This window comes from Ligilactobacillus pobuzihii E100301 = KCTC 13174, from assembly GCF_000349725.1.
Lineage (GTDB): Bacteria > Bacillota > Bacilli > Lactobacillales > Lactobacillaceae > Ligilactobacillus > Ligilactobacillus pobuzihii.
The window spans coordinates 124,461-141,554 of sequence record NZ_KB714693.1; the positions used below are offsets into that span (position 1 = coordinate 124,461).

Consider the following 17,094-nt stretch of genomic DNA (forward strand, 5'->3'; position numbering starts at 1 on the left):
TTTTCTACTCTTTTTTATTTGTCTAATTTTTCTGCTGTTTTGCCATATTCGCGAATAACATCAAAGTTACTGTCTTTCGAATCGGTGTAACCTTCGTGCGAATAGACACTAGAAATAATTTCATGGCCTTTCTTTGTTTTAGCAACGTCCTTGAAAGCCTTAGAGATTTTTTTTTGCCATTTTCCATTCATATCTCCACGGACCGTGATCGTATCATTTGGGATCTTCTTTGTTTCATAAATTGGTACGACCTTGTCATAAACATCAGGCGCATCTTTTTTAACCAGACCACGAGCACTCTGGAAAACAAACGCAGCATCAGTATTTTTGTTATAAACAGACAGAACTCCTTGGTCATGTCCTTTAACTTGTGCTGTTTTAATACCATTTTTATTGATATTTACCCCATGTTTGTACATTTCAACTGCTGGGAAGATCCAACCAGCTGTTGATGTTGTATCTTGAACAGCAATTTTCTTACCCTTTAAATCATCAAGATCCTTAATCCCACTGTCCTTGCGAACTAAAATCTGTGAACGATAATAATCAACATTCTTATCGCCTTCATGTTCATCTTCACCAACAACTTGTTTACGTTCAGCCTGCAAAATAGCCTTAGCATTATTTTGCTTATGAGCTAAAACATAAGCATCGGGTGGTAAAAAGCCCACATCAACTTTTTTGGATCCCATAGCTTCCACGATCGTGTTGTAGTCAGTTGATACACTAACCTTCACTGGAATACCTAATTCTTTTTTCAATAATTTTTCCAATGGTTTGGCTTTAGCCTCGATCGTAGTTGCATTAGATGATGGTACAAACTGTACAGTCAATTCCTTGGGTGTGTATGTATCTGAATCTTTAGAGCCCTTAGAATTACCACATGCTGCTAAACTAACCGCGCATAAAAGACAAGAAGCAACAATTGCAGCTTTCTTAAAAAACTTCATTCAAATTTCCTCCACTTCAATTTGTTTGCTGTGAACTTTTCTGTTCAAAGAATATTATAAACAAAAAGCGCTGTGCTACGCAAGATAAAAAACGAATATTTTTTATTGTATAGTTTAAATAGTTCTATTTTTATAAAATAAAAATGTATGAAAACGATATACATTTGTATTAATTACTATATAAGTGAACTATTTTTCATTTGGCAAAATGATGTTTTGCCAAATAATACAATAAAAAAAGGACCTCCCTGGGGGAAATCCTTGTATATTTGTTACTGTTCTGGTTGATAAGCTATATTTGAGAATTTATTATACGATTTAATAAATAACAGTTTTACTGTTCCACGTGCACCAGCACGGTTCTTTTCAATAATCAGCTCAACTTCACCAACATCTTGATTTTCTTCGTCTTGCTCATCATTGTCATCATCGTCATCTTCACGTTCGTAATAATCATCACGGTATAAAAATGCAACAATATCGGCATCCTGTTCGATAGAACCAGATTCACGTATATCAGACAAAACAGGTCGTTTGTCTTGCCTTTGCTCAACTCCACGTGATAACTGTGACAAAGCAATGATCGGAACTGATAATTCTTTCGCTAATTTTTTTAGCTGCCTGGAAATTTCAGATACTTCTTGTTGACGACTTTCTTTATTAGAACCTTCAATTAACTGTAAATAGTCAACAACGATCAAATCTAAGCCATTCTTTTCTTTAGCTAGACGCCGACATTTTGCTCGGATCTCGCTCATTTTGATACCAGGAGTATCATCAATATAAATATTGGTCTTCGATAATGCCCCCATCGCCACGATCAAATTTTGCCATTCGTCATCGTCAAGTTGCCCGTTTCTTAAATGATTGGCGTTGATCGAACCCTCTGCACATAACATCCGGTTAACTAAAGATTCCGCACTCATTTCCAAAGAAAAAATAGCTACGTTAGAATCGGTTGCTGTTCCCACATTTTGGGCAATATTTAATGCGAAGGCTGTTTTACCAACGGCTGGACGCGCAGCCAAGATAATTAAATTATCAGGTTGTAACCCCGCAGTCATCAAATCAAAGTCACGATAACCAGTTGGTAAACCAGTAATATCTTCATGCTCCTGCGATAGCTTATCAACTTCTTCCAAAGCATTTTTTAAAACTTGATCGATCGGCTTAAAGCCACTTCGATTTCGTCGCTCCGAAACATCCATGATCTGTCGTTCAGCATCGTCTAATAAAGCTGGTACATCGTCATCTTGGTTTTGAGCAGAACTCATAATGTTAGTAGCAGCTGAGATCAATCTCCGCAACATCGCTTTTTGTTCCACGATTTGTGCATAATAAGAGGCATTTGCTGCCGTTGGAACTGCCTGAGCTAATTCGGCAATATAAGCCACTCCGCCGACATCATCAAGTTGATTATCCTGCTCCAGACGATCTTTGACAGTCACAACATCGATTCCTTCCCCGGCATCATTTAGTTCGATCATGGCTTGAAACATAATTTGATGTGCACGGCGATAAAAATCATCGGGTTCAACATATTCCATAGCATCAGCTAATGCATCAGTACTCAAAAAAACTGATCCAAGGACTGCTTGTTCGGCCTCAATATTTTGTGGCGGTAAATTATCCGTTAAAACGTCATTATTCATGACTGCGATCCTTTCTAATCTTAAATTCTTACTTTCAAATCATTATAGTCGTTTTTTCACTAAATTCCAGTAAAAGAAAGGGCCTAAGAATCACCACTCTTAGGTCCCTTTAAACAACATATGGCAAAGTGCCTTTTATAATTTATTATTGTTCGGAAATATGAACCCGGATCTTAGAGGGAACGTCATTGTGCAACTTAACTGGCACATTAACATACCCCATCGAACGAATTGGTTCTTTTAAATCCATCTTACGTTTATCGATTTTAAGGCCATATTGTTTTTCCATACCCTGTGCGATTTGCTTTGAAGTGATCGAACCAAACAAACGGCCATCTTTACCAGCTTTAGCCTTCAATTCAACCACATATTTGCCAGATTCTAATTTTTCTTTTAAATCTTTAGCTTCAGCCAAAATCTCGGCTTCTTTTTTAGCTTCGGCATGTTGCTGGCCCCTTAGTTTACTCATGGCGGCAGCACTTGCACGTTTTGCTTTATCGTTTTTGATCAAGAAGTTAGCATATCCATCAGGAATTTCTTTAACTTCCCCTCTTTGTCCTTTATTACGAACATCTTGCGTAAAAATTACTTTCATCAAAATACCTCCTCAAATTTTCAAACAGAGTGGAGTAAACTGATCAAGACTCTTCAGCTTCCTCTTCATTTTCCTGCTGATCATGTAAAATTTCAAGCAACTCTTCACGTACTTTTGAAACAGTTGTATCATCAATTTGGGTCGCAGCGACGGATAAATGACCGCCACCACCCATTTGTTCCATGATCAATTGCACGTTCCGCTTACCACTACTACGTGCAGAAATACCAACAGAGCCCTCAGATCGCTTAGTGATGGCAAATGAAGCTTCAACTCCACTAACATCTAACAACGAATCTGCAGCTTGTGCTGCTGTAACAGGGTCATAGCTACGATCATCTTCACCAGCACAAATTGCATTACCATCATCCCTAAATTCGACCCGGTCGATCAAATGACTACGATTCATATAACTATCAACATTTTCCTTCATAAATTGGCTAGATAGTGCTTGATCGGCGCCCAAAGCTCTTAAATAACTAGCTGCATCAAATGTCCTTGTCCCTGTATGCTGTGAAAATGATTGTGTATCAACCACTATTCCGGTCAACATTGCTGTTGCTTCGATCCGATTGATCGGCTCACTTTCACGAGCCTGATATTCAAACATTTCGGTGATCAATTCACAGGTCGAACTAGCATACGGTTCAATATAAACTAACATTGGATTTTCAGGGAATTCTTCTCCACGACGATGATGATCGATAACCATCAACCGGTTTTCTAGTTTATCATATAAGTCCGGGCTTGCTGAAATAGAACGCTTGGAATGGTCAGCCATGATCAAAAGATCCTCTTGATCAGCCTTTTCTATCGCTTCTTCAGAGGTAATGATCGAAGCATTGATCTTCTCATCTTTTTTTAGTTCATCCATCAAGCGTGCCACATCCGAATGTAAGTTATCTTGATCGATAACGACCCAACACTGTTTTTTATTCATAGCCGCAATTCTTCTGATACCTAAACAAGCACCGATCGAATCCATATCTGGTCTTTGGTGTCCCATTACGAAAATCTGCTTAGACTGTCCCATTAAATCACGTAATGCCTGCGAGATCATACGTGCACGGACACGTGTCCTCTTAGCCATCGGGTCAGTTGTTCCACCATAAAAGCGTGCTTGACCATCAACTTTACGTACGACGACCTGGTCACCACCACGACCTAAAGCAAGGTCTAAGTTATTTTGTGACTGTTCAGATAATTCTGAAAGGTCCTCATCACCATATGCGATCCCAATACTCAAGGTCAATGGGGAATTACCCTTCGATGTTTTTTCACGAACAACATCGAGTATCTTAAATTTTTCATTTTCGATTTCATTTAAAATACCAGTATACGCTAAAACAAAATAACGATCTTCAGCAACTTTTTTCAAAAACATACCGAATTTCTGCGCCCAATTAGACAAAGTATTAGCTACAAAGCTATCTAAATTAGTAATTTCTGTATCATTTAACGACTTAGTTACTTCATCATAATTATCTAAAAAGACCTGGCCTATGACCAGTTGTGAATCATCATATTTCTTCTGAATTTCAGCATAATGCGTAATATCTAATAAATAAACAGCGCGCATGTCTTTTTGAATCAATAAATTAAAGTAATTATCATGCCACTGGATCTCCGTCGTACCTTTTTGATCAATATTTTCTTCGATCATTTTCGCTAAATCTGGATCAACTTCATTTAACTTACGCCCTAAAATATCAGCTTTACCAAAATAACTTTGCAAATACGGGTTGACCCAATCGATCTCAGTCTCTTCATTAAACAATAAAATCCCGATCGGCATCCTGATCAAAGCATCTTGCTCATCTCGCTGGATCCGATACGTTAAATCCGAAATATAATCACTTGTTTGTGCACGGATCTGCGTCAAAGTAGTAAACGCCCCAGCAACTACTAAAACTAAAATCAATAAAAAAATAACCCCAAAGATCCAATTAAAAGCAAACGCTAAAACATCACTCACAGCGGCCATTATAATCAATAAAATAGCAACTAGACGGAACTGTTCGTTTTTAAAGATCTCAGGTATATCGCCAAATGTTTTTATAAACTTGTTCTTCATAAAACTTCCTCTTCTTTTTCGACCCCTACTATGTAAAATTTAAATGTAGCTTAGATTCCAAACATTATTTAAACAAAAAAGCAAACCGCCTTCAAGTTCATAGCACGACAGTTTTTCAAACTAAATCAATTAACTTCCCCTTTGCGAAATACACTTACTTAAGTGCACATCTTTTTATATTTTATCATATTTGGTGACAAATACCGAATTTCACATAGTCAATGTTGTTACTATAATAAACAAAAACACGAAAAAAGGCTGGGGCATAACTAACTGTGCGATTCTAAAAGATTGAAGCCTTACTGTAACAACAATTCTTATTCTGGTCCTTCGCAAAATAATACAATCATCGTTACACATCGGCTTCAAAACATCTTTTGTCTCAATCTTAAATCACATTTGTGCGTTAAAAGTGACGAAGGCCTTTTTAAACCATGGACTCGAAGTCCCAGGGAGTATGAACAACCTTAACCCCACTTTCAGTGTAAACAAAAAGTTCTGATATGAATCGATAAAAATCATTTCATATCAGAACTAATCTTAGATTGTTTATATATTAAACTTTAACGTGGTGTCTTTAATTTCAGATTGAAGAAATACGCGCCTGCAAACATAATTATCGAATACACGATTCCTGATATTAGTGGCTGAAAAGGGTTTAATGCCCCAGCCGTAGCATTACCAGTTTCACCAGCGATCCACATTAAGGCCTGCACGATCCAAGTTAATTTCAAAGAAACTCCTTCGTTAGCACTTGCCAAAACCATAAAAGCAATCAGCGAAACAATTGGCACACCCATGATCAAAGCAATTTGAGTCCGACGCTCAAATAACCCTAAAATACTGCCTATAAACATAAATGTTGCTGCAATACAAATTGTTAATAAAACTAATAAAACAAACGGCATAAAATGATTCATAAAACTATTTGAAAAGAAATGATAATACATCGTTTCTAATGAAAATGCCCCCTCCCTTTCAACTGGAGAAAAAGGGCTTACTAACAAATTATATCCAACACTAACTAAACTACCCACTAGGGCTAACAAGCCAATTACAAGTGTTTTGGAATAAAAATATGTCTTACGGCCAATCCCATTTTGAATCATATTCTGAAAACCATCATAAGTTACCGCACTATAAAATATTAAAAAGACATTTAGAGAAAACTCTAATAACCCAGCTGGTAAGAAATCATTTACACTTAGTGAATTGACTCGACCTACTAAAGCTGTTGTGATAATTGGAACAATGATGATCGCAGCTATGATCCATAGCACAGTCCAACCTAAAAGTTTAGAGCCACTCACTAGCTGATATTGAAAAGCCTTTTTTAATTTCAAAGCTGACCCTCCTTATCTGTTTGTCCGGTCAAATTAATAAACAACTTCTGCAGATCGATTCCTTCAACGGTAACTGTATCAGGTAAAACACGCTCTTCGTCCAATTGCCCAAAAACATAGTCTGAACGTAATTTTCCCAAATTATCATGACCGATCACATTAAGACCCGCAGTGTATTCTTGAACTTCTTTTTCAGGACCGGTCACAGAATAACTCTGCGCCAGTAAATTTTCAGCCGTGTCATCAAGTAGTAGTTTTCCATCCCGTATTAACAACACATTTTCGATCATACCGGCTATCTCCTCGATCAAATGAGTTGAAATCACAAAAGTCCGTGGGCGCTGCGCATAAGTCTCGACTAACTCACGATAAAATAGTTCACGGTGATTAGCATCTAAACCTAAAGTAGGTTCATCTAATAAAATCAATTCGGCATCGACACTTAATGCAATGATATCCTTTAAAATAGACCGATAACCCGTTGATAATTTACTAAAACGTAGATTTTCATTTAGTCCAAACTTAGAAGCCAGTTGATGTGCTAATTCAAAATCAAAACCAGAATAAAAGTGAGCTGTTTGACGAAAAATTTGAAAGACTTTAGCTCGGTTCGGATATAAATTAGCTTCACTCATTAAATAAATTTTCCCAAGTACTCGATCATTATTAATATTTGTTTGCCCGTCGATCAACACACTGCCAGAACTTGCTGGAATACGATTGGTCAAGATATTTAGCAAAGTACTTTTTCCAGCACCATTACGTCCAAGTAAACCGTAGATCGTATCCGGCTTAAGCTGCAAACTAATATCATTTAGGACTGTTTGTTTGCCAAATTTTTTTGTTATTTGATTTAAACTTACTTCTGTCATTTTTGTTTAAATCCCCTTTCTACTAGAGAAATAACGGTATCTTGATTTAAGCCTAAACTTTTAGCTTCAATGACCATTTTTAAAATATAATCCTGAAAGAATTCGTCTTTTCGCTTAACTCTTATTTTTTCTTGTGCATCTTCCAAAACAAACATCCCACGACCCCTTTTTTTCTGAATCAGCCCATCCGAAACGAGAATGTTCATACCCTTTAGAACTGTTGCCGGATTAATTTGAAAGTCGCGAGAGATTTCTGTGGTTGATGGAACCTGTTCTCCGGCCTCAAAACTACCTACGAAAATTGCATTTTCAATTTGCTTTGCCACTTGTAAATATAAGGGCTCCGAACTATCAAAATTAAATTGCATTATCTTCACCAAATTTCATTGTTGGCACCTCTTGTCTTATTTTTACTAGTTAATTTATTCATCCTACTTATCGATTTTTACATCTGGTAAAACGATTTGCTCATACAACTTGACAGTAATCAAATAATAAATCAAATATAACACAATAAAAATTAAAAACGGCAACCAAATTCCACGGTAAGGTGCTAACAGCAATGTTTTAAATAGTTGAAGTCCAAACAAAACATGCACGATCCCTAAAATTCCAGGTAAAACATACAAAACCATTATTTCCCGGGAAATAGAGCGACGTAAAGCTTTTCTTCTAACACCTAATTTATTCAGCATTTCATAACGATGTCTATCGCTGTTTGCTCCACTGAGGATTTTAAACATCAAACAACTTGCTAACATTGCTAAGAAAGCAATTCCCAAGAAAAAGCCCATAAATTCAAAACCACCAAAAATCTCCAAAGCAGACAAATAACTACTATATTCACCAGGAATCTCAGTACGCATTTTTTGATAATTTTCAGGATAAGCTGTTTTAACAATTTGGTCTAAGTCACTTTTATTATGCTTAATATCTTTGACTCTAAACAAATAGAATTCTTGTCGTGGGGCTTGGATCTTCTTAAATTCATCTGCTGAAACTACTTTAACCTCATTTTCAAGATCTTGTTGGTAAGAATACAGTGCGCTTGGATCTTTCTGCAATTTATTCCCATCATAGTTTTTATAGGATATATTGACATTTTTACCCTTAGCAACTTCTTTTAACCATTTATTATCTGTCTTTTGAAATGGTATTTTATTAAATTCATCCTTTAAATAATAAACTGTATTTCCTCTTTGTTTTTGAACATAGCTAACTTTCTTTTCTGTATCCAAATCAGCAACCTTTTTTTTCACCGCTCGGCTTGGATCTTTGATACCCATCGTGTAAGCACTTGTTTCTTGAGTATACAACTCCATGTCTTTTCCAAAACCCATCCCGACAGTAATCGCACCTAAAGCCAAAGCAAACAAAATCGAAACAGTGGCAAGTATTTTAGTATAATTTCTGATCCTAAATCCTAATTGTGACAGAGTAAAGTTATTAACTCCACGTTGCGCCCATTTACTTTTCTTCAGTAATACAACTAACCACACAAAAACAGCGTTAAATAAGAAATATGAACCAAGAACAATTGTGACCAATGCAATCGGGATACCTAATTCTCTAAACTTCAAAAAGTTCACCATTACATAGTATCCAATCGCCAAAGACAAGACACCCAAAACAACCTGGATAATTTGACCGATCGGTTTAAGTTGAGGGCGATTAGGCTGACTGTCTTTCTTCAACAACTCTAAGATTGGTGTTTTAGTTAATTTACGGCGATTGATCAAGCCTGCAATCACAAATAAAACCAAATATAAGCCCAATGTGATCAGAATAGCTGGTAAATAAACTGCTTGAAAGCTAGCAATATCATTTTGTAAGATATTTTGCATTAAATAAGAACCCAAACTAGCCGTTAAGATACATCCCAAAATAACACCTACGACACTTGAAATTAGCCCGATAACCAAAGTTTCTGTCAAAATTAAGTGTCCAATTTTGCTAGGTTTAGCACCTAACATCATAAAAATTCCATAATCGTGTTGTCGCATACTTAACAAAAATGAATTAGCGTAAAAAATATAAACTAACGAGATCACTGTTAATAAAACTGAACCAAATTGGAAAATAAATGAAGCCACACCCATACCATTGGTACTACTTTTCAAAAACAGTGGGTTAGTTGCTAGTGCTTCAAACATATAAAAAACTCCACTAGAAATTACTAAACCTGTAAAGAGAACTAAGTAATCACGTAAGCGACTCTTAATTCCCGTAAAAGCTAATTTTCTCAGCATTCTTATTCAGCCTCCTGCCCCTGAAAAGTACCTAGATTTTCAATGATCTGTTGATAGAATTGCTTAGGTGTCTGTTGTCCACGTTTAAGTTCCTGACCGATCTGACCATCTTGAATAAACAAGATACGTTGGCAATAACTAGCTGATAATGGATCATGTGTCACCATCAATATCGGCACATTCTGTTGTTGATTAACATCAGTTAACATCTCTAACAAATCGATGGTACTTGCAGAATCTAAGGCTCCTGTTGGTTCATCTCCAAATAAAATAGCTGGTTGACTAATTAAGGCTCGTCCTGCTGCGACCCGTTGTTTTTGGCCGCCAGAGATCTCATTTGGATATTTATCTAAGATCTCTGTGATCGATAATTGTTGAGCTAATTTGTCGATCCGCGGTTTTACCTTGGCCATTGCTACATTTTGTAAGGATAGTGGCAAAGCCATGTTTTCTCTATTAGTTAAATTTTCCAACAGTTTAAAGTCTTGAAAAATAAAGCCAATTTCTTGAGCACGAAAGTCTGCGACATCATTTCCACTTAAATTCGTTATATTTTGACCATTAATTGCAACACTGCCCGCCGTTGGTTGATCTAATGTTGTCAAAATATTTAACAATGTCGTTTTCCCAGATCCGGAAGCACCCATGATCCCGATAAACTCACCTGGCTGAACATCAAAACTAATTCCCTTTAATGCTTCGTATTGTTTTTCGCCCTTATGACCATACGTTTTTCTAATATCTTTTGCTGATACGACTGGTTGCTTTTTCATTTTGTATTCTCCTACTTCGTTAGTCGGTTAATTACTTGTGTAACTAACTATATATGTACCCCTTGCTTTTGTCAATCTTTTATAACAGATTTTTTTATACAAAAGGTCAATAAACAACTAACTCACCTTATTCCACAAAAATGTTTCACGTGAAACATTTTATTGGCAAACAAAAAGAGCATCGATTTCTCGACGCTCCCTTGTATTACTTATTGCCCTGCAAAGGTTACTTTAGTAAATTGCTGGTAATGTGTCATCATTTCTTCTGAAATATCAGGATTCGTAATTAGACGATCAACATCATATAAATTATAGAACTGATAAAAATCGTCACGGTTGATCTTAAATTTATCTGCCAACACTATTTTTTCTTTAGCATTATTCAAAGCCACACTTTGAGAAGTCCCTTCTTCAGTGTTAGCTGTCATCATACTTTCATTATGGATACCATTTACACCCACAAATGCCTTATTAAATTTGAGTTCACCTAAAGTATCATTGGCTAGCCCACCAATAAAAGCACCTGAACGCTGACGGTAATTTCCTCCAACTAAAATCAAATCAACGTTATTGTGGTTCTTCCAACTTTGAAAAATCGGAAAACTATTAGTGACTACTCGCAAATTAGAAATATTCGGTAAATATCGTTCGATCAATTCTTGTGTAGTTCCTGGTCCGATGTAAATTGTGTCGCCTTCAGTAATAAATTGTGCCGCTCTTTTAGCTATCTGTTCTTTTTCAGCCAGATGAATCTCTTTTTTTTCAACATGAGATAATTCGTTATTCTCACTACTATCAATGCTTTGAGCACCACCGTGAACTCGGACTAATTTTCCACTTTCAGCTAATTCATCTAAATCACGTCGAATAGTCATGTCAGAGACGCCTAACTGATAGATCAATTCCTTCACGGTAATAATGCCATGCTCTTGAACAAGCTTTTTTATCGTTAATAATCTTTCTCGCTTTAACATGCTCATTTCCTTACCACCTATAACTTAGTTTCGTTAGATTATTTTATGTTTATCATACGCTATTTTTAATGGCTAAAACAGAGGCTATTTATATAAAAAACGAGAGCGGGACGAAAATCGTTTTGAAACCGGTATGTAATGCCATTTACGCCATTTTTGGCCGTAGCAAAGCGCAGGACAGGAATGGCGTAAATGGCATTACATTGAGAATTCAGGCTTTTGAAACACGTTTATGCTATAAAAATTACAAGCGATAATTTGATTATTATTAGCAAAAGAAGAGACTGGAACATTGTTTTGTCCCAGCCTCGCATTCATCTATTTACTAGTATAAACCTCTTGACCAGCTAGGTATGTTGACTTTAAGTTGATTTGTGGATCAACTACGATAAAATCAGCAGTTCTGCCAGCAGCAATCAAACCACATTCATCTTCGATACCTATACTTTGAGCGGGAACATAACTAGCCATGTTAAATGCATCATATAAATCTACACGACCCCATCGTACCAAATTTTGTACAGCTTCTAATAATTTCAAAACACTTCCTGCTAAGCTTCCACCATCTTTCAAACGGGCAGCACCATCCTTAACGATCACTGGAAATTCTCCCAAGACATAATCGCCAGGTGGCATTCCACCAGCACTCATACAATCGGTAACTAAAGCAACATGATAACTACCTTTTTCTTGAATCAATAAATTAGCTACTCCTGGTTTTACATGGTGGCCATCGCAAATCAATTCAGCAAAAGTATTGGGAGTATCCATCGCCGCTCCAACCATGCCCGGAGCGTGATGATCAAGCCCACTCATTCCATTAAAAGTATGCACAAAGATACTTGCACCAGAATAAACAGAAGCTAGGGCTTCCTCATAACTTGCAGAACTATGACCAATACCAACATATACTCCTGATTGACTAACCTTCTCGATAAATTGCTTTGCTCCCTTACGTTCCGGGGCTAGCGCAATTTTTTTTATAAGACCTTGTGCCGAATCTTGCCATTTTTTGAAAATCTCAAAATCCGGATCTATCATATAATCAGGATTTTGTGCTCCCTTGTGTTCCTTCGTGAAAAATGGACCCTCAAAAAAGATTCCTTTGATCCGCGCACCTTCTACCTCAGTGTACTTGTCTCCAATCATTTTACAAATCTCATTCAAGACAGCAACGTCCGCCGTTAAAGTTGTCGGCAAAAAGGAAGTAACACCACAGGACAATAAATTTTTAGAGATCTCATTTAATCCAACAAAATCATTATCCATAACATCATTATCTGCATATCCGTGAATATGTGTATCCACTAGACCGGGGGCAACTGTACTATCACCTAAATCAACAATTTTGGCATTTGTTGGTCTTTGCTTCGTATATTTGCCAAATTTACCATCAGTGATCTCCAAATAACCTTGTTCAGAGAGGCCTGAGGCTAGTATAAACTTAGCTGCATGAACATAATAACTCATGCTTCGACCCTCCTTTAGTTATTTAAATCTATGGATCTTAACACCCTTAACGACACGATTCACTGTTCCTGTTGGTGAGGGTGTATCTGGCTTATTATCAATTTTAACTGAGGTTAACAAAGCCAGCGTTTGAGCAAACATTACATCAGCTAATGCCAAATAGCCATCAGGTAATAATAAACTATCTCGTCCAAATTCAAACTTATCACCACTAAAATTACGTTTACCAGCTTGACCAACAGTAGTCACTTTGACAGCAATATCATCGTCTTTTATTTCTTCCATTACATCAAGGTCATAATCACGTGTATATGCTTCGTTATTAACAAAATCAAAAACCAATGTTTTATCATTTACAAACGATTTTGGTCCATGTCGAAAGCCCATCGAAGAGTCAAATACTGTTGCGACTTGTCCAGCCGTCAATTCTAAAACTTTCAATTGTGCTTCTCGTGTTAGTCCAGACAAACTGCCTGAACCAAGATAGATGATCCGCTCAAAATCATGATCAACGATTTGTTTGATCTCAGCTTCACGTGCAACTACCTCATGCCCTAGCTCACTTAAAGCAGCTACATATTTTGCTTTAGTTTCAATATTTATAATATCAAACGTTAGTAATGCAGCCAATGTCATACAAGTAAAACTACCAGTCATCGCAAAGCCATCATCATTTGACAGTTCTGGCATTAGTAAAACAAAAGTATTTTCTGCCTGTTTTCCATCAACTGCTAAAGCTCCATCTTTAGCACAGGTGATCATCAGATGATGAATATTGTTAATATTGTTGCTTGCTAAATTTACAGCTGCCACACTTTCAGGACTATTTCCACTTCGAGCAAACGAAACTAATAAAGTTGGTTCATCAGCCATTAAAGTTTCATCTGGACAAGAAACGATATCAGTTGTACCAATACTTTCAAATGAATAAGCAGTGGTATCACCATTTTTCCGTAGGTACGGAACTAAAGTATCACCAACATATTGTGAGGTCCCTGCACCCGTAAAAATAACACGAATTTTCTCATCTGCCTGTTGTTTGATCTCATTTAGGAAAGTCTCTAACGCAGCTTGATTTTCTCGGTAAATCTCTAAAGTTTCTTGCCATAATTCCGGCTGTTGTTTAATTTCACGCGTTGTAATATCTGCGCCCATTTTTTCTAATTCTTTTTTTGATAATTCATACATTATATCGCCCTCCCTAATTCCTATTCATCTTCATCGTCTAAAGCCTGTATGGTTTTATTAACATCACATATCCCCTGGACTCCACCTTTTATTGGGTCAGGTTCATTATCTAACATATTAGAATTTAAATAATCGATCACCATCGACATATTCATTCCGGCATACAATTTAAACTGGCTACCTGAAAGCAATAACTTGGAAGCAACATTACATGGTGTCCCCCCATAAAGGTCAGCAAAAACAACGAAATCAGCCAAATCTTTTGTTACTGCTGTGAATTTCTGTAAAAACTCTGTTTGCCCTTCACCTGGTTGGAGATCTACTGTCTGAATCCCTTCTTGTGGGCCCATAATAAGTTCAACACTTTTCTTTAACTCTATACACAAGTTTCCGTGGCTGATCAAAATCAACGGTTTTGCCATCCTTAAACCTCCATTTCTATTTCAACGCAAAAGAGCGGGACAAAAGTCGTTTTGAAGCCGGTATATAACGTCGTTTACACCATTTTTGGCCGTAGCAAAGCGCAGGACAGGAATGGCGTAAATGGCATTACATTGAGGATTCAGACTTTTGAAACGCGTTTATGCTATAAAAATTACAAGCGATAATTTGATTATTTTTAGCAAAAGAAGAGACTGGAATATTGTTTTGTCCCAGTCTCTTAGCTTTTGTTTACCAGTATCCAAGAGACTTAATTTACTCACTTGATTTTATTGAGCTATTACTCCTAACGCTGATAAAGCTACAGAAACTATTAACACAATAAAAATCGCACGAGTTGAAGTCATATTTTTCTTACCTAACATCCAGTAGATAATTCCAACGATAGCTGCTGGTAACAATTTTGGCATCATCATATCGATCGTATTTTGGATATCTAGCGGAACTTTCCCGATCATTGGTTTCCAACCAATATGCACATTGATCATGGTAGCAATCAAAGCACCAACCATAAAAACACCTAGCAAGGTAGCTGCATCAGTTAAAGCGTTCATTTGATTTTGCATGGTTGTTACTAAATTGACTCCCTCTTTATAGGCAAACTTAAGTTGTTTCCAACGAAAAATCATAATAAAAATATTAGCTAATATCCAAATGAACAAACCTGTTGGATTCCCACTGATTGCCATGTTAGCAGCAATTGCACCAAAAATTGTTGGGACTAAGGCAGCAAACAATGAATCACCAATTGCAGCAAATGGACCTAGCAACCCTGCCTTAAGTCCAGCAACAGCATCCAATGACTCTGAACCTTGCTTTTCTTCCAGAGCCAAATCTATCCCCGTAATGATAGTATTAAAGAAATTAGAAGTATTAAAGAATTGAACATGAGTCTTCATCGCTTGTTTTAACTCTGGTGTTCCGTCACCATAAATCTTACGCAACTGTGGCAAAATCAGATAAAGATAGCCGGTATTTTGCATTCTCTCGTAGTTCCAACCTGATTGAAAGAGAAATAAACTTCTGCGGTTGATTTGCTTAAAATCTTTTTCGGTCAGTTGATATCTTTGATTTTCATTAGAGTTCGTCATCTTCGATTTCCCCCTCATCATTGTCATTTTGCTGTGAATCTTCTTGTTTTTCTGAGCTAGAATTCGAACCACTAGATCCAGATCCACCATTATTTTGTGTAATATCTTTCTTATAACTAATAGCCGCTAAACCAAAACCAATCAGAGCAATAGCTAACATTGGTAGTGAGTTAAAGGTACTGGAAAAGTCTTTAGCAACTCCTTGTAAACCGGTCCCTAAGGTTTGAATGCTTGTAAAGATAGTTGACAATAAAGCAGTCAAGGTGAAACCTAAAATCAAATATGGGAAATGTTTCTTAACTGGTAAATAACGAAGTAAAATAGCAAAACCAACTGCTGGCAAAACTGCTCCAGCAACTGAAAGCCCATCACCAAGCCACTTTAAATCTGTATTGAGATAGTTAACGACTTTAGTAACTAAACCTCCACCAAATGCTAAGGCCAAAAATACTGGGATCTGACGTGAAAGAGCCCACGGGATGTTACCAAGAAGAAAGTTACGGTTAATAGCTGAATAATTGAAATCTTCAATATTCTTATCGATCCGATGAGCAAAGAAAGTATTAGTGAAACGAGCTAAAATGTCAGTCTGTATCATTAACGAAGCAACTGGTACAGCGATAGCTGCAATTGCTTGTGTAGGTTTCATGCCGACTGCTACAGAAAAGGCTGTCGCTAAAACAGTACCAGAGTTAGCATCAATTCTAGAAGCGCCACCAAAAGTACCTACACCAAGGATCGTTAATTGCATACTCCCACCGATCAGTAAACCAGCTTTAACATCGCCCATGATCAAACCTGTAATAAAACCTGCAAAAACAGCTGAACCTGCACTAGAGTTTATTTCTAGTTCATCCAAGATCTGATAACCTGCATAAAGCGTCAACAGTAATATTTGCCACCATGAAATATCCATTGATGTTACCTCCTTTTAAGCTTGCAATAATTTCATAAAATCTTCTGCTTTTACACTTGGGTTAAGCTGCGCGAATAAATGCACACCCTTTTGATTTAATTCTTTAAAATCATCAATATCATCTTGTGTTACTGAAATCTGGTGAGTCACAGTCTTAGACGCATTATCGCGTGCCAATGTTCCAACATTGACATCATCTAAGGACACACCAGCATTCACTAAATCAACTAAATATTTAGGTTCTTTAACAATGATCAATAAACGTTGGCTATCGTACTTACCGGCCAAAATATTATTTGTCGCTTTCTTTACTGGCAAAACACTAAGACGGACTCCCGATGGGGTAGCTAACTTTAACCCACTTTTTTCAATCTTATTGTCAGCTACTTCATCATCGATCACCATAATGCGTGAAATTTGTAATTTTGTGACCCATAAATTTGCAACTTGTCCATGTATCAAACGTCCGTCCACTCTAGTCCCAATAATACTCATAACAATGATCC

Annotated in this window: 16 protein-coding genes; all 16 read right to left on the minus strand. The window is 36.8% G+C overall.

All coding sequences use genetic code 11. The features are described from left to right. Positions 1–14: 14 nt before the first annotated feature. Positions 15–950 (minus strand): phosphate/phosphite/phosphonate ABC transporter substrate-binding protein, encoded by a 936-nt coding sequence (locus LACPOB_RS0104680; protein ID WP_017867674.1) that lies wholly within the window; start codon positions 948–950, stop codon positions 15–17. A 272-nt stretch (positions 951–1,222) separates the two neighbouring features. After that, positions 1,223–2,602, minus strand: a complete 1,380-nt coding sequence (gene dnaB / locus LACPOB_RS0104685) for a replicative DNA helicase (RefSeq protein ID WP_017867675.1) — start codon at positions 2,600–2,602, stop codon at positions 1,223–1,225. Between the two features lie 145 nt (positions 2,603–2,747). Beyond that, entirely contained in the window at positions 2,748–3,197 is a 450-nt protein-coding gene (rplI, locus tag LACPOB_RS0104690) for a 50S ribosomal protein L9 (protein WP_017867676.1), read from the minus strand. A gap of 43 nt (positions 3,198–3,240) precedes the next feature. After that, positions 3,241–5,271 carry a DHH family phosphoesterase gene (locus LACPOB_RS0104695; RefSeq protein ID WP_017867677.1) on the minus strand — a complete coding sequence of 677 codons (2,031 nt, stop codon included), beginning with the start codon at positions 5,269–5,271 and terminating at the stop codon, positions 3,241–3,243. A 563-nt stretch (positions 5,272–5,834) separates the two neighbouring features. After that, a complete protein-coding gene (locus LACPOB_RS0104700; protein WP_017867678.1) occupies positions 5,835–6,614 on the minus strand; it encodes a hypothetical protein in 780 nt (259 codons plus the stop codon). Further along, entirely contained in the window at positions 6,611–7,486 is an 876-nt protein-coding gene (locus tag LACPOB_RS0104705) for an ATP-binding cassette domain-containing protein (RefSeq protein ID WP_017867679.1), read from the minus strand. Before LACPOB_RS0104705 ends, LACPOB_RS0104700 begins: the two co-directional genes overlap by 4 nt. Then, the gene (locus tag LACPOB_RS0104710; protein ID WP_017867680.1) at positions 7,483–7,854 is read right to left on the minus strand and encodes a GntR family transcriptional regulator; all 372 of its coding nucleotides are present in this window, start codon (positions 7,852–7,854) and stop codon (positions 7,483–7,485) included. Before LACPOB_RS0104710 ends, LACPOB_RS0104705 begins: the two co-directional genes overlap by 4 nt. Positions 7,855–7,917: 63 nt before the next feature. Next, positions 7,918–9,735 (minus strand): ABC transporter permease, encoded by a 1,818-nt coding sequence (locus tag LACPOB_RS0104715; protein WP_017867681.1) that lies wholly within the window; start codon positions 9,733–9,735, stop codon positions 7,918–7,920. A gap of 2 nt (positions 9,736–9,737) precedes the next feature. After that, a complete protein-coding gene (locus LACPOB_RS0104720) occupies positions 9,738–10,508 on the minus strand; it encodes an ABC transporter ATP-binding protein (protein WP_017867682.1) in 771 nt (256 codons plus the stop codon). A 209-nt stretch (positions 10,509–10,717) separates the two neighbouring features. Beyond that, positions 10,718–11,482, minus strand: coding sequence for a DeoR/GlpR family DNA-binding transcription regulator (locus LACPOB_RS0104725; protein ID WP_026142753.1), 765 nt, complete (start codon positions 11,480–11,482; stop codon positions 10,718–10,720). Between the two features lie 318 nt (positions 11,483–11,800). Further along, positions 11,801–12,952 carry an N-acetylglucosamine-6-phosphate deacetylase gene (nagA, locus tag LACPOB_RS0104730; RefSeq protein WP_017867684.1) on the minus strand — a complete coding sequence of 384 codons (1,152 nt, stop codon included), beginning with the start codon at positions 12,950–12,952 and terminating at the stop codon, positions 11,801–11,803. Between the two features lie 18 nt (positions 12,953–12,970). Beyond that, on the minus strand, positions 12,971–14,140 hold the full coding sequence (locus tag LACPOB_RS0104735) for an SIS domain-containing protein (RefSeq protein ID WP_017867685.1): 1,170 nt from the start codon (positions 14,138–14,140) through the stop codon (positions 12,971–12,973). A gap of 20 nt (positions 14,141–14,160) precedes the next feature. Further along, positions 14,161–14,562, minus strand: coding sequence for a PTS sugar transporter subunit IIA (locus LACPOB_RS0104740; protein ID WP_017867686.1), 402 nt, complete (start codon positions 14,560–14,562; stop codon positions 14,161–14,163). Positions 14,563–14,850: 288 nt separating this feature from the next. Next, positions 14,851–15,672 carry a PTS system mannose/fructose/sorbose family transporter subunit IID gene (locus tag LACPOB_RS0104745; protein ID WP_017867687.1) on the minus strand — a complete coding sequence of 274 codons (822 nt, stop codon included), beginning with the start codon at positions 15,670–15,672 and terminating at the stop codon, positions 14,851–14,853. After that, positions 15,659–16,588: a PTS mannose/fructose/sorbose/N-acetylgalactosamine transporter subunit IIC gene (locus tag LACPOB_RS0104750; RefSeq protein WP_017867688.1), complete on the minus strand. Its 930-nt coding sequence runs from the start codon at positions 16,586–16,588 to the stop codon at positions 15,659–15,661. The genes LACPOB_RS0104745 and LACPOB_RS0104750 overlap by 14 nt, the downstream gene beginning before the upstream one ends. A 15-nt stretch (positions 16,589–16,603) precedes the next feature. Further along, on the minus strand, positions 16,604–17,083 hold the full coding sequence (locus LACPOB_RS0104755; protein WP_017867689.1) for a PTS sugar transporter subunit IIB: 480 nt from the start codon (positions 17,081–17,083) through the stop codon (positions 16,604–16,606). Between the last annotated feature and the right edge of the window lie 11 nt (positions 17,084–17,094).

Bases quoted from the DNA above. Each gene is read 5' to 3' on its own strand.
- rplI (WP_017867676.1), bottom strand. From the start codon at position 3,197: ATGAAAGTAATTTTTACGCAAGATGTTCGTAATAAAGGACAAAGAGGG.
- LACPOB_RS0104755 (WP_017867689.1), bottom strand. From the start codon at position 17,083: ATGAGTATTATTGGGACTAGAGTGGACGGACGTTTGATACATGGACAA.
- LACPOB_RS0104740 (WP_017867686.1), bottom strand. From the start codon at position 14,562: ATGGCAAAACCGTTGATTTTGATCAGCCACGGAAACTTGTGTATAGAG.
- LACPOB_RS0104715 (WP_017867681.1), bottom strand. From the start codon at position 9,735: ATGCTGAGAAAATTAGCTTTTACGGGAATTAAGAGTCGCTTACGTGAT.
- LACPOB_RS0104720 (WP_017867682.1), bottom strand. From the start codon at position 10,508: ATGAAAAAGCAACCAGTCGTATCAGCAAAAGATATTAGAAAAACGTAT.
- LACPOB_RS0104695 (WP_017867677.1), bottom strand. From the start codon at position 5,271: ATGAAGAACAAGTTTATAAAAACATTTGGCGATATACCTGAGATCTTT.
- LACPOB_RS0104710 (WP_017867680.1), bottom strand. From the start codon at position 7,854: ATGCAATTTAATTTTGATAGTTCGGAGCCCTTATATTTACAAGTGGCA.
- nagA (WP_017867684.1), bottom strand. From the start codon at position 12,952: ATGAGTTATTATGTTCATGCAGCTAAGTTTATACTAGCCTCAGGCCTC.
- LACPOB_RS0104735 (WP_017867685.1), bottom strand. From the start codon at position 14,140: ATGTATGAATTATCAAAAAAAGAATTAGAAAAAATGGGCGCAGATATT.
- LACPOB_RS0104725 (WP_026142753.1), bottom strand. From the start codon at position 11,482: ATGTTAAAGCGAGAAAGATTATTAACGATAAAAAAGCTTGTTCAAGAG.
- LACPOB_RS0104745 (WP_017867687.1), bottom strand. From the start codon at position 15,672: ATGACGAACTCTAATGAAAATCAAAGATATCAACTGACCGAAAAAGAT.
- LACPOB_RS0104705 (WP_017867679.1), bottom strand. From the start codon at position 7,486: ATGACAGAAGTAAGTTTAAATCAAATAACAAAAAAATTTGGCAAACAA.
- LACPOB_RS0104680 (WP_017867674.1), bottom strand. From the start codon at position 950: ATGAAGTTTTTTAAGAAAGCTGCAATTGTTGCTTCTTGTCTTTTATGC.
- LACPOB_RS0104750 (WP_017867688.1), bottom strand. From the start codon at position 16,588: ATGGATATTTCATGGTGGCAAATATTACTGTTGACGCTTTATGCAGGT.
- dnaB (WP_017867675.1), bottom strand. From the start codon at position 2,602: ATGAATAATGACGTTTTAACGGATAATTTACCGCCACAAAATATTGAG.